At 50.9% G+C, this 21,245-nt stretch carries 19 protein-coding genes; 17 read left to right on the top strand and 2 right to left on the bottom strand.

Annotation, left to right across the window (positions count from 1 at the left end):
• Positions 1-64 precede the first annotated feature (64 nt).
• The 14 genes from B0H94_RS06455 to B0H94_RS06390 all read left to right on the top strand — a co-directional run bounded on the left by B0H94_RS06455 (position 65) and on the right by B0H94_RS06390 (position 15,334).
• Positions 65-370: a DUF4212 domain-containing protein gene (locus tag B0H94_RS06455; protein WP_106588448.1), complete on the top strand. Its 306-nt coding sequence runs from the start codon at positions 65-67 to the stop codon at positions 368-370.
• Between the two features lie 61 nt (positions 371-431).
• Positions 432-2,093: a sodium:solute symporter family protein gene (locus tag B0H94_RS06450; protein WP_106588447.1), complete on the top strand. Its 1,662-nt coding sequence runs from the start codon at positions 432-434 to the stop codon at positions 2,091-2,093.
• On the top strand, positions 2,077-3,993 hold the full coding sequence (locus B0H94_RS06445; protein WP_106588446.1) for a DUF294 nucleotidyltransferase-like domain-containing protein: 1,917 nt from the start codon (positions 2,077-2,079) through the stop codon (positions 3,991-3,993). The genes B0H94_RS06450 and B0H94_RS06445 overlap by 17 nt, the downstream gene beginning before the upstream one ends.
• A gap of 203 nt (positions 3,994-4,196) precedes the next feature.
• Positions 4,197-4,859, top strand: a complete 663-nt coding sequence (locus tag B0H94_RS06440; RefSeq protein ID WP_427909933.1) for a 3'-5' exonuclease — start codon at positions 4,197-4,199, stop codon at positions 4,857-4,859.
• 757 nt (positions 4,860-5,616) lie between these two features.
• Complete coding sequence (gene spoIIID, locus B0H94_RS06435) at positions 5,617-5,892, top strand: sporulation transcriptional regulator SpoIIID (protein ID WP_106588444.1); 276 nt, start codon at positions 5,617-5,619, stop codon at positions 5,890-5,892.
• Between the two features lie 236 nt (positions 5,893-6,128).
• Positions 6,129-7,133, top strand: coding sequence for a rod shape-determining protein (gene mreB, locus B0H94_RS06430; protein ID WP_106588443.1), 1,005 nt, complete (start codon positions 6,129-6,131; stop codon positions 7,131-7,133).
• A 14-nt stretch (positions 7,134-7,147) separates the two neighbouring features.
• A complete protein-coding gene (locus tag B0H94_RS06425) occupies positions 7,148-7,972 on the top strand; it encodes a flagellar hook-basal body protein (RefSeq protein WP_106588442.1) in 825 nt (274 codons plus the stop codon).
• Positions 7,973-8,069: 97 nt separating this feature from the next.
• On the top strand, positions 8,070-8,921 hold the full coding sequence (locus B0H94_RS06420) for a flagellar hook-basal body protein (protein ID WP_106588441.1): 852 nt from the start codon (positions 8,070-8,072) through the stop codon (positions 8,919-8,921).
• 23 nt (positions 8,922-8,944) lie between these two features.
• A complete protein-coding gene (locus B0H94_RS06415; RefSeq protein WP_106588440.1) occupies positions 8,945-9,256 on the top strand; it encodes a DNA-directed RNA polymerase subunit beta in 312 nt (103 codons plus the stop codon).
• Positions 9,257-9,276: 20 nt separating this feature from the next.
• Positions 9,277-9,714 (top strand): 3-hydroxyacyl-ACP dehydratase FabZ, encoded by a 438-nt coding sequence (gene fabZ, locus B0H94_RS06410; protein ID WP_106588439.1) that lies wholly within the window; start codon positions 9,277-9,279, stop codon positions 9,712-9,714.
• Between the two features lie 447 nt (positions 9,715-10,161).
• Entirely contained in the window at positions 10,162-11,931 is a 1,770-nt protein-coding gene (locus B0H94_RS06405; protein WP_106588438.1) for a putative bifunctional diguanylate cyclase/phosphodiesterase, read from the top strand.
• A 201-nt stretch (positions 11,932-12,132) separates the two neighbouring features.
• Positions 12,133-12,426 (top strand): DNA primase, encoded by a 294-nt coding sequence (locus tag B0H94_RS15145; RefSeq protein ID WP_181315294.1) that lies wholly within the window; start codon positions 12,133-12,135, stop codon positions 12,424-12,426.
• A 753-nt stretch (positions 12,427-13,179) separates the two neighbouring features.
• A complete protein-coding gene (locus B0H94_RS06395) occupies positions 13,180-13,560 on the top strand; it encodes a hypothetical protein (RefSeq protein ID WP_106588437.1) in 381 nt (126 codons plus the stop codon).
• Between the two features lie 169 nt (positions 13,561-13,729).
• The gene (locus B0H94_RS06390) at positions 13,730-15,334 is read left to right on the top strand and encodes a C40 family peptidase (RefSeq protein ID WP_181315293.1); all 1,605 of its coding nucleotides are present in this window, start codon (positions 13,730-13,732) and stop codon (positions 15,332-15,334) included.
• 261 nt (positions 15,335-15,595) lie between these two features.
• Here the strand turns inward: B0H94_RS06390 and B0H94_RS06385 are convergent, their stop codons facing one another.
• Positions 15,596-16,237, bottom strand: a complete 642-nt coding sequence (locus B0H94_RS06385; protein WP_181315292.1) for a helix-turn-helix domain-containing protein — start codon at positions 16,235-16,237, stop codon at positions 15,596-15,598.
• A 115-nt stretch (positions 16,238-16,352) separates the two neighbouring features.
• Between B0H94_RS06385 and B0H94_RS15140 the strand changes: the two genes are divergently transcribed.
• From B0H94_RS15140 to B0H94_RS06370, 3 genes are all read left to right on the top strand, one after another.
• Positions 16,353-16,514: a hypothetical protein gene (locus B0H94_RS15140; RefSeq protein WP_181315291.1), complete on the top strand. Its 162-nt coding sequence runs from the start codon at positions 16,353-16,355 to the stop codon at positions 16,512-16,514.
• A 374-nt stretch (positions 16,515-16,888) separates the two neighbouring features.
• The gene (locus B0H94_RS06380; RefSeq protein ID WP_181315290.1) at positions 16,889-18,292 is read left to right on the top strand and encodes an N-acetylmuramoyl-L-alanine amidase; all 1,404 of its coding nucleotides are present in this window, start codon (positions 16,889-16,891) and stop codon (positions 18,290-18,292) included.
• A 904-nt stretch (positions 18,293-19,196) separates the two neighbouring features.
• Positions 19,197-20,303: a Fic family protein gene (locus tag B0H94_RS06370; protein WP_106588432.1), complete on the top strand. Its 1,107-nt coding sequence runs from the start codon at positions 19,197-19,199 to the stop codon at positions 20,301-20,303.
• Positions 20,304-20,788: 485 nt separating this feature from the next.
• On the opposite strand, the gene B0H94_RS06365 is transcribed toward B0H94_RS06370, so the two are convergent.
• A partial coding sequence (locus B0H94_RS06365) for an IS3 family transposase (RefSeq protein WP_106588431.1) occupies positions 20,789-21,245 on the bottom strand: 457 nt, incomplete at its 5' end.

Below are 21,245 nucleotides of genomic sequence, written 5' to 3'. Positions count from 1 at the left end.
GCCTTCTTTCATCAATTAAAGGCCTAAAATATAAACTGCATCATGTTTAAGGAGGGGAATGTTTGTGAGAAAAGTCGAAAAAGCAGTTGCAGACAAGTATTTTAAGATTCGAACGACGATTGTTGCTGTTTGTTTGTTGATTGGGTTTGCGGTTTCGTTTGGTGTGGCAATCTTTGCTGAGCCGATCCATCAAAGCGGCGTAACAATTATGGGCATGCCGGCGCACTATTACATGGGCGCACAAGGCTCTGTTGTAACCTTTGTTATTTTGTTATTTGCAAACGCTATCATTAGTGACCGCGTTGATAAGAAGTTTGGCATTGATGAGAAGCAGAACGAACAAATCAGCGGTGGAGCATCCGATCACTAACTTTGACTAACGAATATGCTAAAAGATTTCGATTCCGATTTGCGATAGGGAGGTTACACAAATGGACCAACAATCGTTAGTGTCTCTTTTACTCATTTTACTCACGTTCGCGCTCTACATTTGGATTTCTATTTACAACCGTGCGAAAAAAACATCTGACTTTTACGTAGCAAGCCGGGGGATCCCGCCATTCTGGAACGGTATGGCGATCGGCGGCGACTGGATGAGTGCCGCCTCGTTTATCGGTATGGCCGGGACTGTTATGATGCTCGGTTACGACGGTCTTGCCTACATTATGGGGTGGACCGGCGGTTATCTCCTTTTAACCTTTTTACTTGCACCGCAGCTGCGTAAATATGGTCGTTTCACTGTACCGGAATTCATCGGTGACCGTTTTGACAGCAACAAGGCGCGCCTGATCGGTGCGATTGCAACAATTATTATCAGCTTTACTTATATTATCGGCCAGCTCTCCGGTTCTGGGGTTGTTATTGGCCGCTTGTTAAACATCCCATCCGCATGGGGCGTTATGATTGGTGTATTTATTATCGCTATTTATGCCACGCTCGGCGGTATGAAAGGTGTTACCTGGACACAGGTGGCGCAATATCTCATTTTAATTACGGCTTATATTATTCCAATCGTATTTATGTCGCTGCAGTTTTTCGGCAACCCGCTGCCGTGGCTCACATACGGGAATGTCGTGAATGAACTCGGTGCGATTGACCGCGAGCTTGGTTTGTCCGAATATTTCGCGCCGTTTGACCAAGGATCACAAGCACAGTTTTTAGCACTCTTATTTACCTTAATGGTCGGTACCGCATCCTTGCCGCACGTTATCGTCCGCTTCTACACGGTAACGACGATGAAAGCCGCCCGCTGGAGCGGTGCTTGGGCGCTTCTTTTCATCGCGTTGTTATACCTGTCAGCCCCTGCTTATGCAGCGTTTGCCCGCTTTGTCATTATGAACGAAGTGGTTGGACAGCCGCTCGATGAATTACCAGCCTGGACCGAGCCGTGGATTAACACCGGGCTGCTCGAGTTTGCCGATACCGCCGGAGACGGTACGGTCAGCTGGGAAGAGTTATATATCGATGAAGACATTGTCGTCATGGCGACACCGGAGATTGCCAATCTCGGCTTGTTCGTTGTCGGTCTCGTTGCTGCTGGTGCGATGGCTGCTGCGCTTTCAACAGCCGGGGGTCTATTAATTACGATATCATCATCCTTTGCACACGATATTTACTATCGACTTCTCCGTCCGGATGCAAGCGATGCGAAACGACTTTTAGCCGGCCGAATTGCCATCTTTGCTGCAACGATCGCCGCAGGTGTTATTGCCCTTGATCCGCCAGGGGTGATTACCCAAATTATCGCCTGGGCCTTCGCCTTAGCTGGAGGAACGTTCTTCCCGGTACTCTTCCTCGGGGTATGGTGGAAACGGATGAACGCTCAAGGTGCGATTGCAGGTATGCTAGGTGGACTTATTGCGACACTAAGCTATATCTTCCTTGCGATGAGCGGCGTACAGCTCTTTGGTATTGCCGATACCGGTGCTGGTGTGTTCGGTGTGATTGTTAACGTGATCCTTGTCATCGTCGTATCACTCATGACACCGCCACCATCGCAGAAGCTGCAGGAAGAAGTTCACGATCTCCGTTATCCGGAGCAGATGACGTATAAAGATGGTGAGGTTTGGATGAACGATGGCTCCGATAAATAGTGCTTATGAAGAAATGATCCAAAACCACCCGATGTTCAGCGGCGCTTCTGCCGCTGAATTTCGGCGTTTGTATGATTTGTGCACGCTCACCCATTACAAATCAAATGCAAAAATGCTGTACGCCCAGGCAGAGCGCGACGGCCTGCTTCTTTTACTTCAAGGCGTGGCCGAAGTCTGTGTACAGGTTGGAGAAACTTCCGGCGGCGAAGAAGTGCTCGAAGTGCTTGAATCCGGGGAAATGATCGGGTTTTCAAGCCTCGCAGACTTTCTCGGTGAGCCGAACATGCACGAAACAACGCATACGGTGGAAGTGAAAGCCGTCAAACCGGTCGTCTGTCTTCATATCCCATTTGAAGTACTAGAAGCCCGCTGGGTCGATGATACGGTACGTGCTTATATGCTGCGGCAGGTTGCTGTGCGTCTGCGCGAAATTTATGCCTCCCTTGCCGAGCAGGTTAAGCTTGCAAATCAGTGGGGTGAAAGTGATGCATTCATCCGACGGGTGCAGGATTTAATGAACGCGCCGCCGGTGATGTGTACAGAGGAAACACCTGTACAAGAGGCAGCCGCTGACATGGTCGATGCTGGTGCAAGCTCGATGCTCGTCATTAACGAAGCGGGCCAGATTACCGGTATTATTACAGAAAAAGACCTCGTTGCCCGCGTGGTTTCCACCGCAAGTACTGCTTTAACGGCAGGGGATGTGATGACGCCTGAACCACATACGGTGCACCGGGCGACCTACTATTACGAGGCGCTTTCAACCTTTTTAACAAAAGGCGTCAAGCACCTGCCTGTTACAGATGACGGCGCGCCGGCAGGTATGCTCACACTAAGTGATCTGCTCCGCAAGAAAAACCGGGGCACCTTTGATATTCTGCAGGAAATTGAAACCGCCGACACCGAGAGCCTGCCCGAAGTAAAGCATGCGATTTACGGCGTGCTCACAAAACTCATCGCTGATGACATTCCGACCTTGCACCTGCTTGAAGTCGTGACGAACCTCTTTGACCGGCTCGTCCGCCGGGCGGTCACCTTGGCGCTTGATCGTCTTCATGACGCCGGGCACGGCGATCCGCCTGCAGCTTTCGGATTTTACGTGATGGGCAGCGGTGCGAGAGCCGAACAGTTTATGTTAAGTGACCAGGACCATTTCCTTGTCTATGAACCGGTGGATGAAGCAGGCGAGGCGTATTTTGCCGAACTGGGAGGAGCCATCGTGGACATGCTGGAGAAAGCCGGGTACAAGCGGTGCGATGGAGATATGATGGCGAGCTTTCCGGCTTGGCGGGGCTCGTTGTCGCGCTGGGAGGAACGGCTGCGCGGCTGGGCGCTCAGGGCAACAAACGACAATATTCTGCTTGCACACAACTTTTTATCATTTCGATTTATGTACGGAGATGAAGCGCTGCATGATCAGTTTGTGCAGACGGTGGAAGATCAGCTCGAGCAGGCGCGCATCTTTTTGTACCGGGCGGCGGATCTAGAAAAGCAGACGCCTGTGCCGACGCTTGATCACCCGATCCGGGCGCTGTTTCGCAAAAAGCGGGAAAGTATTGATATTAAAAAGCAGGCGCTGTTTCCGCTGTATCACAGCCTGCAGTTGTTAAGTGTGCGCCACAACATTGTGGAAGGCACACCCCGTGAGCGGATTGCAGCATTGCAGGCGGCTGGAGTTGTCACGGCAGATTTTGCAGATGAGCTGTTATTTGCTTATGAAACTGCGCTATGGGTACGGATCTCCCAATCATGGAGCCGTTATCAACGGGGCGAGGCAACAACGAGCGAAGTTCATTTTTCCGAAATGAAGACGCGGGAGAAAGAAGAGTTAATGATTGCGCTGAAATCGATCCGCAGCCTGCAAAATGAGATGCTGACCGCCTTTGGTATCAGCGGTTAAAGAACGTCCGCCGGCTTTTCAAGTGACAAATGCGCCGGCGGCCGTTATAATAAATAAAGAATAAAAATTCGGAAAATTCTTTGTTGTGTGATAATAAACTTAGCGTATGATATGTGCGCGCATAAAGAGCGTTGCAGCGCTCTTGAAAACAAAACGGCCAGCAGCTGAAGATAAGGCATTTGTAAAGGAGCGTTGCTGTTATGATGTTTTGGAAGAAGCGGCAGCTGCCGTATGAAACATACCGCGATCAGCCATTAAACACGCCGCTTGCCGATCTGCGTTTTACAGTATTTGATACCGAAGCGACCGGGTTTGCTGTAGGTGGTCACGATCGTTTAATTGAGATAGGCGCTGTTCATATTGAAGGGTTCAACGTCACCGATCGAACATTTCAAACTTTTGTCGACCCTGGCCGCGATATTCCGGCACGAATCACTGAATTAACCGGCATCACCGAAAAAGATGTCGCCGGCGCGCCGGATGCGCTTGAAGCGATTGATCAATTTCACGCGTTTGCCGCTGACAATGACAATACCGCTTGGGCCGCGCATTATATGGCTTTTGATATGCTTGTTTTAAAAAAAGAATTGCAGCGGCATAAACACAGCTTCCGCGAACCGCTTGCGATCGATACGTTGGATTTAATCGGCTGCATCGCCCCTTCCTGGGATATGCGCGATTTACAGCACTATGCACTTAACTTTGGCACCAACATTTATGACCGCCACAGCGCCCTGGGTGACGCGCTAACAACGGCGCATTTATTTGTCGAACTCTTACGCTATCTTGAAGCCCGCGGCAAAACCACCCTGGGCGACATTCTTGATGCCGTCCGCACCGAAGGCAGCACAAAAGCACTGCAGTAGCCGCCGTAATTGATGCAAATCCCTATTAAACAGGAAAAAAAAGTCGGCCGCGAGCTGGCTTTTTACTGTTTGATAAAGTTTTAGGAAAAGCGAAGGCTGACTTTGCATTTCGGCGGACGCTTGCACCCGGAGGGCACAAGTGCGACATCGGTTTGATCTGCGCTAACGCTTGACCTCACCGTGTCTTCTTAGCCTCTTGTACCTCCTCAAATTCCTCGTCAGAAAACCGCTGCCTGCGGGATTTTCTCACTCGTTGTTCTGAGTAGGCGTCGCCGCCGATGCTTGTCATCCTTAAATGATGACATCGTCATGAAACATTATAGAGTCCGCTATCAAGATTTATCTACATAGGTGAATGTTGTAAACTCATTTTTTAACGACGATATGGTGTTGTTAAACCGTTATGACGACCGTAATACGGGCATCTTAAAAAGAGAGTCCCATCGCGCATGAATTGCCTTAAGCTATAATGGTTCTTCTTTGCCCAAAAGAAAAGAGGAAGAAACCGGCAGCGCCTGGTTTCCTCGTCCTCTTGATCCCCAGCGCGTGGGCCAGGGTAGCGCGAAAGTGGAGCGCCGATATGGAAAAATGAAGCAGAAGAACGCCCGCTGGAGCGCGGTCACCCAAAACTGGGGCGCGCCCTCACACACATATTTTCAGCCTGTCCTGTCGATAAATTCAGAAATCTTGGTATACCGGCCTTTTTCAGCTCATAAAATGTGGCAAAGCCAGATCAGCAGCTGAGGAGGCGAGGGGTGTGCATGACTACATCAAAGAGCGAACCATCAAGATCGGCAGGTACCTCGTAGAAACCCGGAAAACGGTCCGGACCATTGCCAAAGAGTTCGGTGTCTCAAAAAGTACGGTGCATAAAGATTTAACCGAACGGCTTCCGGACATTCATCCGGAACTAGCCGGCGAAGTGAAAATGATCCTTGAATATCATAAATCCATCCGGCACCTGCGCGGCGGTGAAGCAACAAAAGTGAAGTACAATAAGACGCCGGCAGGGGATACAAAAGAAACTGTATAACGAAGCAGCCCGGGCGGACCTGCCTGGGTTTTTTCACGCAGCGCCCCCGCCTCCTCCGACCGGCTGCGCAGTTCTCTCGCCCCATATCCCATACATTTGTTATTTTTGTTCATCATAAATTGTGATAAAATATACAATTAGATGACAATAAGTAATATCGCGCGTAGTACGTTAAAAGTTTACCTAACATAAATGGTATGGGCGGAGCTGGCGAGATTATAAGAGGAGGACCCTGGATGTTTGGCAGAGATATCGGAATTGATTTAGGGACAGCAAACGTATTGATTCACGTTAAAGGGCGCGGAATTGTATTAAATGAACCATCGGTGGTAGCCGTCGACAGCCAATCCGGCAAAGCGCTCGCCGTTGGTGAAGAAGCTTTCCGCATGGTCGGGCGTACCCCGGGCAACATTGTAGCACTCCGTCCCATGAAAGACGGCGTGATCGCAGATTTTGATTTAACTGAAGCTATGCTGAAACACTTTTTATCAAAAGTCAACGTCAAAGGCATGTTCTCAAAGCCGCGCATTCTCATCTGCTGTCCGACAAACATTACATCCGTCGAACAAAAAGCAATCCGTGAAGCAGCTGAAAAAAGCGGCGGCAAAAATATTTTCCTCGAAGAAGAGCCGAAAGTTGCAGCAGTTGGCGCCGGCATGGATATTTTTCAGCCGAGCGGCAATATGGTCGTCGATATCGGCGGCGGCACAACCGACGTAGCGGTGCTTTCCATGGGTGATGTTGTAACAGCAACTTCCATTAAAACCGCAGGGGATCAGTTCGACCTTGATATTTTAAGTTACATTAAAAAAGAGTACAAGCTGTTGATCGGTGAACGGACGGCAGAAGATATTAAAAAAGAAGTAGCTACCGTTTCTCCAGAAGGCTCCAGCAATGAAATGGAGATTCGTGGCCGCGATATGGTAAGCGGCCTGCCGCGCACCATTACCATTACATCGAGTGAGATTTATCATACCTTAACAGAATCCGTCGGCCATATTGTGCATGCGGCCAAAGGTGTCCTTGAGCGTACACCGCCTGAACTTTCCGCAGACATTATCGACCGCGGCGTTATTGTGACCGGCGGCGGTGCACTGCTGCACGGCATGGATGACCTGCTTTCAGAAGAGTTGAAAGTCCCGGTCTTTATCGCTGAAGAACCGATGCATTGTGTCGCCAACGGTACCGGCATCATTCTTGAAAACTTGGATAAAATGTCAAGTAAAAAGGTGAAAATTTAAGGAGGAGAACGCGCATGCTACGAGGATTTTACGGCGCCGGTGCCGGGATGATCACCCAGCAGCGGCACTCCGAAATGTTGAACAACAACCTCGCCAACGCACAAACCCCGGGCTATAAAGGAGATAATGCTTCCATCCGGTCGTTTCCGGAAATGCTCATGCAGGCAGAAAACGTAGGCGCCGCCCCCGGCGGGCGCAACGAGCTGATCGGCTCCATGAATACCGGCACCTATATGCAGGAGCGCACACCGAACTTTGCCCAAGGAGATACGCGTCAAACCGAGAACAACACCGATATGGCGATTGTACAAGGTGACGTTCCAGTCAACGAGGAAGGCAATTCGGGCGCCCTCTTTTTCAACGTAGCGAATGAAGACGGTGACCTCCGTTACACGAGAAACGGCAGCTTCGCCGTTGATGGTGAAGGCTTTCTCACCACCGCACAAGGCAACTACGTCCTCGATGATGCGGGTGACGAAATCTTTGTAAACAATGAAGAATTCACCGTAGATGCCGGCGGCAACGTATTTGATGATGACGGTGAAGAACTCGCAACCATCGACATCTCCTTTGCCGCAGCGCCGGAAGACCTCGTTAAAGAAGGAGACGGTCTGCTCGCTGTACCTGAAGACGAAGACGCCCTGCCGACAGCCATCGGCGACGACGATATTAACTATGACATTAACCAAGGCTTCGTCGAAGAATCCAACGTCGACCTCATGCGCACGATGAGCGACATGATGGAATCCATGCGCATTTTCGAAGCCAACCAAACCGTCCTCCAAGCCTATGACCAAAGTATGGAACGCGCCGTCAACGACGTCGGACGCCTTCAATAACCTTCTGGCTGAAACTATGAGACCTGCCGCCGGCACAAGGACGTTAACTGACGAGCCGCATCCGGTAGAGGCAGGACCGCGAAAGGCGTGAAACAAGATGTACAGCTCAATGGTACCTCCATCGACGATGATGGGACAGCTGCAGGAAAAAATCGATACCGTCTCTAACAATATGGCAAATATGGATCAGACCGGATTCCGCCGCCGTGAGAGCTCCTTTTCTGATTTGTTGTTTCAACAAATTGATAATCAGCAGTACGGTCCGGCCGAAGACGGCGGCCGTCTCACGCCAGAGGGGCTACGCCGTGGCTCCGGGGCTGCGGTGGCGCAGACAGCTTTGCGGATGGATCAAGGTGAGCTGCAGAGTACCGGGCGTAACCTGGACTTTGCGATTACCCAGCCCGGCTATCTGTTCGAAGTTGAAACAGAAGTTGAAGCCGGAGAAACAGAAATTGCGTATACGCGTGACGGTTCGTTTCATCTGTCTGAAGATCAACTGGATGACGGCTGGAATATTGTAACGAGCACCGGTGATTTTGTGCTTGATGCAGATGGGGACCGGATTGTTGTCCCAGGTGATACGCAAACGGTAAATCTGGCGCCGGATGGTACGCTGCAGGCAGTTTATGACGACGATGATGAGGAGACCGAAGATATTGCGGAGCTCGAATTAACGTATGCAAACCGCCCGCAGGTGCTTGAGGCGATCGGAAATAATAATTTTCAGCTCCCGGATTTAGAGGAGCTTGGGCTTGAAGGTGAAGAGATTCTAGAAGAACCTGTTGCTGCCACAGACGACCTTGTGATGCAGCAGGGGCTTGAAGGTTCAAACGTGGATATGGGCAGTGAAATGACGGAGTTAATGAACGCGCAGCGGCTTTATTCCATGAATGCCCGCGCGATGCAGAACTCGGATCAAATGATGCAGTTGATTAACAATGTGCGTTAACCAGGATTGAAGGAGAGCTTGGCATGAAAGATACAAATGAACAGCATCCACCGGCTGAAGCGGATGAGGCTTCGCCGCGTACCGGCCGGCGTTACCAGGAAGATGCAGCAGCTGAAGCGGATGAAGAGCCGAAGAAAAAAGCGAAGCAAAAGCGTGGACGCCGGCGGATTCTCCCGATCTGGCTGCGCTTAATCATTGTAACCATTTTATTTGCTGTAAGTTTGGTGATTGGTTTAATCGCCGGTTATTCATGGTTTGGTGATGCTGAAGGCTATGATGTGCTGCAGCCAAGCACGTGGCAGCAGCTGCTCGACTTTATCCAGGCGAACGATTAACGAAGAAGGGAAGACCACGGATGTTGAATACGGATCAAATTAAAGCGATTATCCCGCACCGCTACCCATTTTTACTCATCGACCGTGTCGCCGACCTTGAAGAAGGAGCGCGGGCACAAGCTGTTAAAAATGTGAGTAACAATGAAGAGTTTTTCAACGGCCACTTTCCGGAATATCCAGTGATGCCGGGTGTGCTCATTGTTGAAGCCATGGCCCAAACCGGAGCAGTGGCGATCTTAAGTAAAGATGAACACGCCGGCAAACTCGCCTTTTTTGCCGGTATCGAGAGCTGCCGCTTCAAAGGCCAGGTCCGCCCGGGGGATGTCCTCACCCTTGAAGTGGAACTCACCCGCCTTCGCGGCAAAATCGGGAAAGGGAAGGGCACCGCTTACGTCGACGGTGAAATCGTCGCCGAAGCTGAGCTCATGTTCGCCCTGCAGGATAACAATAACGCCTAAAAGGAACTGTCCCAATAAGGTATATTTGAAATGATAGCATGGGAAATATACTCGTTTTCCGCAGGCAACGATTCAGTCTCCTCATGAGCAAAAAACGCTCATTGCGGGGTCTTCAAACGTTGTTTTTCCTGCAGGAGTCTCGTATATTTCCTGTGCTTTTTTAAACTCTTGTGATGAAAGGAAACATCCTCCTTTTATATGTAGACGCTCACGCATGCAGCCCAGCGCATCGTGAGACATGGGGAGCCAATTTCCAAAGCCCCATCAAAGATGAACCTCCCCTCCCTCCTCATCTATATCTAACATCTTAAAATTTGAAATTTTTCACATGGCAAATTGCAACATATACCTATCCAATCGTAGAAATATTTAGTAGTATATTATTAGAAAGATTCCAGCGATGTAGGGTATGTAACGAAGTGTCTCTGGACACAAGGAGGGATTGCCGTGCCGGCTCAATCAAACAAAGATACAACAATGCAGCGTTTGTTCCGCCAGTTTGCATCAAAACCGGAACATGTCTGGCAGTTGTTTACACATATGAACGACGGATTGATTGTGACCGATCAAGCCTTGCGTATTGTGATGATTAACCCGTCGTATGAAAAAATCACCGGCTACACCTTTGCGGAGATGCACGGTAAAAATCCGAATCATATCGCTTCGAATCAAACGAAGCAGTCCGTTTATGAAGATATGTGGAAAAGCCTTGAGAACGAAGGCACATGGACGGGTGAAGTGATTAACCGCCGTAAAAATGGCGAGCTTTTCTGGTCTTATCTAACCATTACTTATATCCCGGGCACAAATAAAGAAGACTCTTATTATATCGGGTTAATCCGTGATATTACGGAACGTAAAGAAGCTGAACGCCGGGTGCGCTACATGGCGTATCACGACGACTTAACAAAAATGCCTAACCGAATGATGTTTGAGGAAAAAGTTGAAGCGTCATTAAAGGAAGCGGAACAGGGCCGCTCATCACTTGCATTGCTGTTTCTCGATTTAGATCGTTTCAAAAAAGTAAACGATTCCTTTGGTCATCAAGCAGGCGATACCCTTTTAACAGAAGTGGCCCGACGGCTGCAAAGCGTGGTTGCCCCGCAGAATGGCCTCATCAGCAGATTTGGCGGAGACGAGTTTACAGTGCTGCTTGAGCACTTCGACGACAAACGTGAAGTGAAAGCGGTGGTTGATGATATTTTCGAAGCTTTTCAGACGCCGATTACGCTCGCCGGCAGGGAAGTGTCCATCACAGTGTCGATCGGGATCAGCTTCTTCCCGGACCATGGCCGCGATTTTCAAAGTTTAATGCAAAATGCCGATCAGGCAATGTATCAAACAAAAGACGAAGGCCGCAACAACTTTCACGTTTATACACCAGAGGACGCGAAAACGACGGTGGATGCGCTAGAACTTGAAACCGACTTAATCAAAGCGATTGAAAGAGAAGAACTGTTTCTCCATTATCAGCCGCAGTTTGATGTGCAATCCGGTGATCCAACCTCTCTTGAAGCCTTCGTCCGCTGGCACCACCCGGAGCGCGGCCTGCTTTCGGCAAGCGACTTTATTAAGCTTGCTGAAACGAACGGTCACATAGCCCAGCTTGACGAACTTACCGTGAAAGCTGCATGCCGGCAGCTGCGTACTTGGCGGAATCAAGGCTACGCGTGGACCGTTTCAGTCAATATTGCAAAGCAGACGTTTGAAGCCTCAAGTTTTATTGATTATGTGCAGGAGGTGCTGAACCATTATAATCTTCCTCCAGAAGTGTTAAGCCTTGAAATCAATGAACACGATACAGTAGAGGATATCCCGTGGGCCGCCGGGCGTCTTCGTGAATTGCAGAAACTCGGGGTGCGGCTCGCACTTGATGACTTTGGCAGCGGCTATTCTTCACTCAGCCGGTTAAAAGATTACCCGGTGGATACATTAAAAATTGACCGGAGCTTTTTGCAGGACAGTAACGGGACAGATGAACATGCAGAAATTATTAAACTTATCCTTCACCTTGCTTACCGGCTCGGCTTCCACGTCGTCTGTGGAGGTTTGGAGAACCAGACCCAGCTCAGCTTTTTAGAGCGTGAAGGCTGCCCGGCGGCGCAAGGCTATTATTACCTGCCTCCGAAACCTCCGGGAGAATTAATAACCTGGATTGAAGCAGAAAGTGGGCGTAGCCGCACGGGGCACAACAGTTATGCAGTCAGTGAATATTAAAGTATTCACAGCGCACCTTGCAACAGCTGATAAACTGATAATTCAGCGATTTCTGTCATTGTGAGAAATTGTTAAAGACCTTCAAAAAGCACCGCACAGTATAGACGCCACCGGACTCCCCTGCTATGATTAGCATCAGTTGAGCAGCAAAATGCTCAATTGAAATCATAAAGATATACTCAATTTGAGGGGGAACCATTCATGAATAAGAAACTATTGTTCGGTACATTGACAGGTCTACTTTCCATCAGCCTGCTAGCAGCTTGCGGCGACGATGCAGAAGAAATGGAAGGCGACATGGAAGAAGACGCACCAGCTGACGAAGAACTTGAGATCGAAGACGAAGACAACGATCTTGAGGATGAAGACGGCGAAGAAGACCTCGACATCGAAGAAGACGAGGAAGAAGATGAAGATCTCGACGCTGAAGAAGACGACGAAGACGAAGATCTTGACCTTGACATCGAAGAAGAGGACGAAGAAGAAGACGAATAATCGCACAACAACAGCTGGGGAGCCTTTAAGCTCCTCGGCTTTTTTGTTGTAAATAAAAGGGCTGTGCCATGAGATATACTTTAAATGATAGGCATGGGAAATATACTCGCTTTCACCAACGGTACAAGTGCCACATCGGTTTGATCTGCGCTCACGCTCAAAGTCACCGTGTCTTCTTAGCCCCCCTCATGGCCTCAACTTCCTCAGCAGAAAGTCACTGCGTGCGGGATTTTCGGCTCGCGCTGTTCCAGGTGGCGTCGCCGCCGATGCTTGTCAGCCTTGCGTCATTTGCTGGTCATGGATTGTAGAGACCTTTTTGATCAAGCAATTGCTACATGAAGCCATTTCATTATGACGCTTTATGAGTGATCAATCGAACCATATCCATTGGAAATGCTTGTTGATCGTTAAATTGACAAGTGACCGAAACGAAAGACGGCGACTCCCAGAGGATCAAGCGCAGGCTGAAGATCCACTTTTTCGAATGGTATTCATTCGAAAAAGTTAGCTGAAGCCAAGCCCTCGGGAAAGCGTCCGTCTGGCGTGAAGGGCACGTTCATGATCCGGTTTTTATCCTCTTACGATGAATGCTGAAATTCATTTAAATATATCTCGACCCCCCTATCCGAAAAAGATAAAAATTAAACCTTCAAATGCATAAAAAGTGTTTAATTTTTTTGTAAATTGTTATAAAATAGAAAACAAGGTAGAAAACATAATAAAACAAGCTATCAAGATGAAGGCGGTGCTCACATGATCCCTTTTGACGCCCTAGATGTAAAAGTCATGCCCGAAGATATCGAACCTGAGGCATGGAACCGATGTTTTCGTGAGCTCATGGCCTACGTTGAAACAAAAACCGAGTGGCGCAATAGTGAAGGTAGACGTATTGACGCACTAGTCCGTTGCAACGATTATCAGCTCATCGTTAAAATGCAGCATCTATTTGCCACTGATTACTTGATCGCCTACCGATCACCTTACCCCGAAGACTACCACCCCCTGCTTGTGATCCACGCAGCAGCAGAGTCTGATGGGACCCTCTACACCCCGGATCTTATGGCCGTTGCAAATATGATTGCTTTACAATTTCCAGGCTTAATAGAAATGGACTTACCGGAGAATCATACGTAAATCACATGACAATAGACGCAGCTTTCGGTAAAAAACCGAAAGCTTATTTTTCATATGTAAGACTATTTAAGTGAAACGACCTGCACCGCTTACAACGGCTGGTCACCATGAACTGTATTCGGTACAATAGAAAATGTCAGAAAAATGTAACGTGAAGGAGTAGATGCCTGTGACGACTGCCGAACGCACGACGCTGCGCATCACAACCGCCGGTGCCGCTGCAGCAGCTGCATTTGCCGCCACCCCGGCCCTCGCTGATGCCGCATTCGAAAATCAAGTCTTGACCGAAGGCACCGAATCAAGCGACGTCGAAACCTTGCAGCACCACTTAAAAGACGAAGGCTATTTTACATATCACACCGCCACTGGCTACTACGGCACCATCACGACCCGCGCCGTCCGCGAGTTTCAGCGGGATCATAACTTAACTGTCGACGGCATTGCCGGACCTGAAACGCTCGGTACGCTGCTCACAGCCCAGGACGACGACAGCGCGATTGAAGCCGCCGCCGAAACGGCAGCAAACACCGAAGTTTCACTCACCGAATCAACGCGTGTGCTCCGCGCCGGCGATGATGGTCGTAAAGTGAAACAGCTGCAAAACGAGCTTCAGGATACCGGCCACTTTTCAGGTGAGCCCGACGGCTACTACGGCCGCGGGACAAGCCGTGCCGTCCGTGCGTTTCAAACCGAGCACAACTTAACTGTGGACGGCATCGCAGGACCAGAAACGTATGCCGCTCTGCGCACTGTGCGCCAGGCAGATGGTATTGTCGTTGAAACAAGTGAGCCGGAGACGAGCGCCCGTTCCTTGCGCAGCGGTACGTTTGAAACGATCGAAGACTTAGCCGGCGCCATGCTCTCACCAAACGACGGGGGAGCGAGCCGCACACTTAGTCCCGGAGATCGTGGCAATGCAGTAAGCCTGATTCAGCAGCAACTTAAAAGTGAAGGCTACTATAATTTCGAAATCACCGGCATTTATGGTCCAGTCACTGAAACCGCCGTCCGCGATTTTCAAGCAAGCCGCGGTCTCGAAACCCACGGCAGGGTTGGTGAAGCAGTTTTAAGCGCCTTAAAAACACCGGATGCGCCGGATGAAGCTGAAGAAACAAACGAAGATGTGTTGTTTGCCGCAGACACATTGTTAACCACAGGTACACAAAACGGAAACGTTACGCTGCTGCAAGAGCACCTGCACAATCTCGGCCATCTCGGCATGGAGCCAACCGGCTTTTACGGGAGTGTTACCGCCGGCGCCGTCGAGCGTTTTCAGCGCGAACATAACTTAACAGCAGACGGTATCGCCGGTCCGAACACACTGGCAGCCCTTTCAGAAGTCATCAACGGCGAAGTCCCGGAGGATACCACAAGTGAACCGGAGCCGTCGCCATCTGCCGGCACCGGCGCAGACATGACGAACCTCGTTGCCAACGCTGCTGAACATATCGGGACCCCGTATGAATGGGGCGGAAACGGACCGGACACTTTTGACTGCAGCGGTTTTCTCGTTCATATTTTTCAAGATATCGGGATTGAGCTGCCACGCACCGTCGCGGCGATTTATGACGCCGGCACCGCAGTAGATGAGCCTTCTGTCGGCGATATCGTTTTCTTTGAAACATACGCCCCCGGCCCGTCTCACGCCGGTGTCTATATCGGCGGCGGCGAATTCGTCCACGCCGGCTCCTCCAGCGGAGTCACAACTAATAGCATGGACAACAGCTACTGGAGCGAACGCTACATCGGCGTCAAAACATACGCCGGCGCTTGACCCCCGGCCCGGGATTTTTTGGCGCTTGACCCCCGGCCCGGGAACGCGTTAATGCACGAAAGTAACCTGCTCACGCAAAGATCCCATAACTTAGTAGAAAAAAGCCGGCAGCCGCCGGCTTTTTACATCATCATAGTCTTCATAAGGAAAGAAACCGGCGGCGTGCCGGTTTCTGCAAACAACTATTGGAGCGCGCGCCCCCGAAAATGGAGCGGCACCATGCGAAAGCGGGCTGATCCAGCTCCGCAAACAACATCCCCATCAAGATTCATCAAAAATCACATATACCATCCGCGCCAGCCGCTCCTTATCATCCTCATCCAGCGGCATATGATCAAACACGAAATCATCACTGAACAACACATCACGCAAATTTTTCGGCCGCGGTGCCAACGGATGATAGCTGTTCTGTTCTTCCGTGTAGCCCGCCAGATAATCCGGCGATACTCCTAAAAAACGCGCCGCCTTATACAACGTCATCAGCGCCGGCGCCGGTTCCTGCGACGGCACCCAATAGCTCGCCGGGCGCAGCCACCTTTCCCAAATACATTCCTCAACATTCGTAGCCGCCGCCAACGCCCCCAACGAAGCCCCGCTCTCCTGCAGACACGCCGCCGTCCGTTCAGCAAACAGCGAACCTTGAAACACCGGCGCATCCTCCGGCGTTTCCGCAACCGCCCCACGGGGTACATACCCTGCAAGCATAAGCAAATCATCCGGCACGGCCTCTGTCATCGCATCAGCAATCGCCATCACCGTATCCCGCGACGGCGCCGCCAAACCTTTTTCAATCTGATGAATATGAGAATAGCTCACACCCGAGGCCTTGCTAAGCTCCCGGAGCGAAAAATCATGCCGGAGCCGCAACTCATACACCGTCTGTCCGAACGTCCGCTGTTTCATCTGCATCACCTAAACGTCATTTTAGGCACGCCGGCACAACTGAACAACAGCTCACCACGATGATGTTCATTAACAAAAAACATCGTTCACTACCAAACAACAGGAGGGACCCAACATGCTGCTCACAAGCGAAGACAAACGCCATCTCCTCAAAGTCCTCGCCAAAGACCGCGCCCGCTTCTGGTCCAGCCCGAAAGACCGCAAGAAAAGCGCCGAACTTTACGAAAAAATCGAACAAACCCTTCGCAACGAAAACACGAACAAGGATCACAACTAGACAGGACCCCGCAGGCGCCCGGGGTTCTTTTGCGTAAAGCCCCCTCACAATAATAAGGTAGGGGATCACAACGTAAAGCCGCTGCCCCGCACATGTTTACTCCCGGCGAACAGCGTTTCACCATCCGCTCCCAACCCTGGTGCGTGGAGCAACATCCCGCAAAAATGGAGCGCGAACCCCTAGAAATGGCCCGCGCCTACAAGGCGACATCGCTTCGTCATAAACCTTCATATTTGTTACATAACTGAAAAAGAAACGTAATGCCGAAATATGACCTAAGCACCATAAAAGGAGCAAAATAATGTGATAAACTGTCAAAGAATCTATGAGACAGGCACATGATGCCAAAACATATACTCAGGAGGTTTCGCAACATGATCAAAAGACTGACGCTCGTGCTTGCTCTTCTAGCCCTCGTGGCCGCGCCCTTTGCAGAGCCATTTCAAAAGAGCGGTACAGCGGACGCCGCAAGTCCCCATTTCTCAGACATTCAGCCATCGCAGGAGGCGGCTGTTAACCGGCTCGTTGACGAAGACGTGCTTGCGGGCTACGAAGACGGTACCTTCCGACCGGATAAGAATGTCAGCCGCGCCGAAGCCGTCACCATGATCGGGCGCATTACCGGATTCAGCGGCTACACGTCCCCTGACTTCAGCGACGTTTCCGACAGCGACTACTTCGTACAAATGGTTGCAGGCGCCGTGCACGATGAAATCACCCGCGGCTACGAAGACAACACGTTCCGCCCGCACCGCGACGTGACCCGGGGTGAAATGGCCACGTTCCTGACCCGTGCCTTTACATTCACCAACCGTGACGGCGAAGCCAACTTCTGGGACATTTACCCTGGTAAGCTCCATGCCACAGGTACCGAAGTTATCACCACTGCAGGCATTGCCAATGGTTATCCTGACGGCAGTTTCCGTCCGGACCAGTCCATCACCCGTTACGAGATGGTCCTCTTCCTCGACCGCGTGCTCCATCCGGAAGAGCGCGTTTCAAATGACGGAAGTCCGGAAGTTGAAGGCATGACGGGAGAGACGCGGGTTGTCACCGCGTCAAGCGGACTCAACGTACGCCCGGGGCCGAATACCGACGGTTCGCCGATCGACCGAATCGCGAGCGGAACTGAAGTTGATGTGCTCGAAACCGTGAACGGCGGCTGGGCGCTTATCCTGCACAATGGCGAGTTTGCTTACGTGTCCAACAGCTATCTCCGTTCACCAGGCGGTTCGCTTGCAGGTAAAACCATTGTCGTTGACCCGGGCCACGGCGGCCATGACCCAGGCGCTTCAGCATACGGGGTCGTTGAAAAGAATGTCGTTTTAAATACCGGAAACTACTTAGCGCCAATGCTTGAAGCCCAAGGTGCGCACGTCATTCAAACACGCTCCACCGACCGGTTTATCTCATTAAGCGGCCGCACGAACATGGCGAATAACGCCGGCGCCGATGCCTTCATCAGCATTCACGCCAACGCCGCCGGCTCAAGCGCTGCCCACGGCACAGAAACGTACTGGAGCTCCAATTATTCAGCTGCTGAAAGCCGTGAGCTCGCTGAAAAAATTAACAGCGAACTCGTCCGCGAATTAAATACGCGCGACCGCGGTGCCAAGCAGGCAAACTTCCACGTCACCCGCGAATCGCGGATGCCGTCAGTACTCGTTGAACTCGGCTTCGTCACCAACTACAGCGAAGCCCAGCAGCTCAACAGCGCGAGCACCCAGCGCCGCGCCGCCGAAGCGATCACCCGCGGCACCGTAGACTTCTTTAACTAGAATTTCTCGTGCCTGACCCCCGCCCCGGTGATGCGTCACAGCGCGAAAGCGGCGTCAGGCATCCCATCAAACCCAATCAAGTAAAAAAGCCGGCCCTGCGCCGGCTTTTTCTATTTCTGGACTGCCCGCCCGCGCGTGTGGAGTGCGTTCCCCCGAAAATGGAGCGGCCACGTGCAAAAGTGGAGCAAATCCAAACGCGGTGGAACGCGCTTCCCCAAAAATGGAGCGACAACGTGCAAAAGTGGAGCAAATGCAAACGCGATGGAGCGCGCACCCCCGAAAATGGAGCGGCATCGAGCAAAAGTGGAGCGCGCACTTCCCTAAGTGGATCAAAGCCGGCCCCGCAGCCGGCTTTGCCCAACTCAAATTTGGAGGAAAGAAACCGGCCGCCGCCGGTTTCTTCAACTTTACCGCTTTACCTCCGCGCGCGTGTGGAGTGCGTTCCCCCGAGAATGGAGCGGTAGCGTGCAAAAGTGGAGCAAATCCAAACGCGATGGAGCGCGCTTGCCTGAAAATGGAGCGGCATCGAGCAAAAGTGGAGCGCGCACTTCCCTAAGTGGATCAAAGCCGGCCCCGCAGCCGGCTTTGCCCAACTCAAATTTGGAGGAAAGAAACCGGCCGCCGCCGGTTTCTTCAACTTTACCGCTTTACCTCCGCGCGCGTGTGGAACGCGCACCCCCGAAAATGGAGCGGCCACGTGCAAAAGTGGAGCGCGCACTTCCCTAAGTGGATCAAAGCCGGCCCGAGCCGGCTTTGCCCAAAATGGGGCTGGCCCCGGCAAAAGCGGGACCCTCAACCAATCTCCACATCATAACAAAAATATCGAAATTAATATCACAACCACACTTTTTCATGTATGATAAAGTAAATTAACGATAAAAATCATCGTAAGTGGAGGTGCGTGATGAAACAACCATACAATTTACCGATGCTTCCGATCACTTTCGATACAGAAACGGAACTCACCTTTTACAAAAAAGTCGTAGATGCTTCAGCAAAACTTGAAAAATTAAAGCAAAAAATAAAGTATTCTCCTGTAAATGAAGCGTTTCTTCAGCTGTTAACATTGCAGGAATCCGTTCAGTCTACAAGAATTGAAGGAACGCAGGTAACTTTCAGCGAGATGCTTGAGGATAATATTGAAGCACAAAATGACTGGGAGCGGGTTGAAGTCCGGAACTACCAGAAAGCTTTGCAGATCGGCGTGGAAGCCGTGCAGCACGGTTATCCGTTAACGCAGCGCCTGATCCGTGACATGCACCGCACCTTAATGGAAGAGGCCCGGGGTTCCGGCGGCAGCGCAGGGGAGTACCGCAAAATTCAAAACTTTATCGGCCCTACCCAGAACATGAAAGATGCATCCTACATCCCCCCTGAGCCACAGCTCATGAACGATTACATGTCGAACTTAGAGCAATACATGAATGGTCACCCTTATAAAGAAGAGGAAACCACCCCGTTGCATCCGGTTATAAAAACGGCAGTGATTCATGCTCAATTTGAATCCATTCACCCGTTTTTAGATGGTAACGGGCGGCTTGGCCGGATCTTGATCGTTCTTTACCTTCTGCAAACTGGAATCATCCATTCACCTTTTTTCTTTCTTAGTGAAGAACTTGAGCGGGAACGGTATAAATATTATGCCCTGCTTAACGGTGTACGTTCGATCGGGAAAACCGCACCTGACTGGCAAAGTTGGGTACTATTCTTTCTAGATGCTGTTGACCGTATGGCAGACAAACAGTTCAGAAAGCTAGATGAAGCAGAACAGCTTTATGAAGAAGGACGCCGTAAACTTGATCAACCGTCTACCAAAAAGGTATGGGAAGCGTTGTTTGATCAACCGATTGCCAATGTCCAGCAAATCGAGCGCAGCACCAACCTTGCGCCTTCTACCATCCGGAAGAGTCTGCGCGAACTAGAAAACTTGAACATGGTCTTTGGCGACGACCGAAAACGAAACCGCCGCTTCTACCAATACGACCTCATCCGCATCATATCAGGTGCCTGACCCCCGCCCCGAAAAAGCCGGCCGAGCGCCGGCTTTTTCTATCTCTGGACTGCCCGCCCGCGTCTATGGAGCGCGCTTCCCTGAAAATGGAGCGGCCACGTGGAAAAGTGGAGCAAATCCAAACGCGATGGAGCGCGCACCCCCGAAAATGAAGCGGCATCGAGCAAAAGTGGAGCGCGCACTTCCCTAAGTGGATCAAAGCCGGCCCACAGCCGGCTTTGCCCAACTCAAATTTGAAGGAAAGAAACCGGCTGCCGCCGGTTTCTTCAACTTTACCGCCGCCCGCGCGTGTGGAGCGCGCTCTCCTGAAAATGGAGCGGCCACGTGCAAAAGTGGAGCAAATCCAAACGCGGTGGAACGCGCTGGACTCCTGTCAATAAAGTGGACACTATATGCCACAGATTGGCACATTTATAATTGCAATCTGCTGCTTAATTTTCTCAAAAAACGGGGCTCTCTCCGGGCTCTTCGCTTTCTCCCTGATCTTACGATACCGAGTGTGCTTCTTTGGTTTTGGCGTACGCTGAATGTGCCTTTGTATACGCCATTTCAGCCTCCATTGGACTAACGTAATTCAGAGAGGAGTGCATACGATGCTGGTTATAAAAGCGGATGTAGAAGTCAACCGCCGCATAGGCTTCCTCTTTTGTGGCAAAGGTCCGTTTGTGTAAAAACTCTTTCTTAAGCGACGCAAAAAAGCTTTCCATACAGGCATTGTCATACGGGTCGCCCTTCCGGCCCATACTGATCACGGCTCCGGCTTCCTCAAGCGTCTTCACGTACGCATTTGAAGTATATTGAGAGCCGCGGTCGGAATGGTGTACAAATCCTTCCTCCGGGCGACGTTGGGCGATCGCCTCCCGGAGGGCATTTAACGACAGCCCGGCTTCCATGTGATCATCGATCCGGTAGCTGATAATCCGACGGGAGAACAGATCCATC

Origin of the sequence: Salsuginibacillus halophilus (assembly GCF_003014715.1) — a bacterium.
Taxonomy (GTDB): Bacteria; Bacillota; Bacilli; order Bacillales; family Marinococcaceae; genus Salsuginibacillus; species Salsuginibacillus halophilus.
Note: the sequence above shows the minus strand (reverse complement) of the source record. Positions and strands in the feature narration are given on the sequence as shown.

Coding starts and splice junctions, on each gene's coding strand:
- B0H94_RS06450 (WP_106588447.1), top strand. CDS start 432: ATGGACCAACAATCGTTAGTGTCTCTTTTACTCATTTTACTCACGTTC.
- B0H94_RS15140 (WP_181315291.1), top strand. CDS start 16,353: ATGCTGCTCACAAGCGAAGACAAACGCCATCTCCTCAAAGTCCTCGCC.
- B0H94_RS06415 (WP_106588440.1), top strand. CDS start 8,945: ATGAAAGATACAAATGAACAGCATCCACCGGCTGAAGCGGATGAGGCT.
- B0H94_RS15145 (WP_181315294.1), top strand. CDS start 12,133: ATGAATAAGAAACTATTGTTCGGTACATTGACAGGTCTACTTTCCATC.
- B0H94_RS06395 (WP_106588437.1), top strand. CDS start 13,180: ATGATCCCTTTTGACGCCCTAGATGTAAAAGTCATGCCCGAAGATATC.
- B0H94_RS06440 (WP_427909933.1), top strand. CDS start 4,197: ATGTTTTGGAAGAAGCGGCAGCTGCCGTATGAAACATACCGCGATCAG.
- B0H94_RS06425 (WP_106588442.1), top strand. CDS start 7,148: ATGCTACGAGGATTTTACGGCGCCGGTGCCGGGATGATCACCCAGCAG.
- B0H94_RS06445 (WP_106588446.1), top strand. CDS start 2,077: ATGGCTCCGATAAATAGTGCTTATGAAGAAATGATCCAAAACCACCCG.
- B0H94_RS06380 (WP_181315290.1), top strand. CDS start 16,889: ATGATCAAAAGACTGACGCTCGTGCTTGCTCTTCTAGCCCTCGTGGCC.
- B0H94_RS06370 (WP_106588432.1), top strand. CDS start 19,197: ATGAAACAACCATACAATTTACCGATGCTTCCGATCACTTTCGATACA.
- fabZ (WP_106588439.1), top strand. CDS start 9,277: ATGTTGAATACGGATCAAATTAAAGCGATTATCCCGCACCGCTACCCA.
- B0H94_RS06420 (WP_106588441.1), top strand. CDS start 8,070: ATGTACAGCTCAATGGTACCTCCATCGACGATGATGGGACAGCTGCAG.
- mreB (WP_106588443.1), top strand. CDS start 6,129: ATGTTTGGCAGAGATATCGGAATTGATTTAGGGACAGCAAACGTATTG.
- B0H94_RS06385 (WP_181315292.1), bottom strand. CDS start 16,237: ATGAAACAGCGGACGTTCGGACAGACGGTGTATGAGTTGCGGCTCCGG.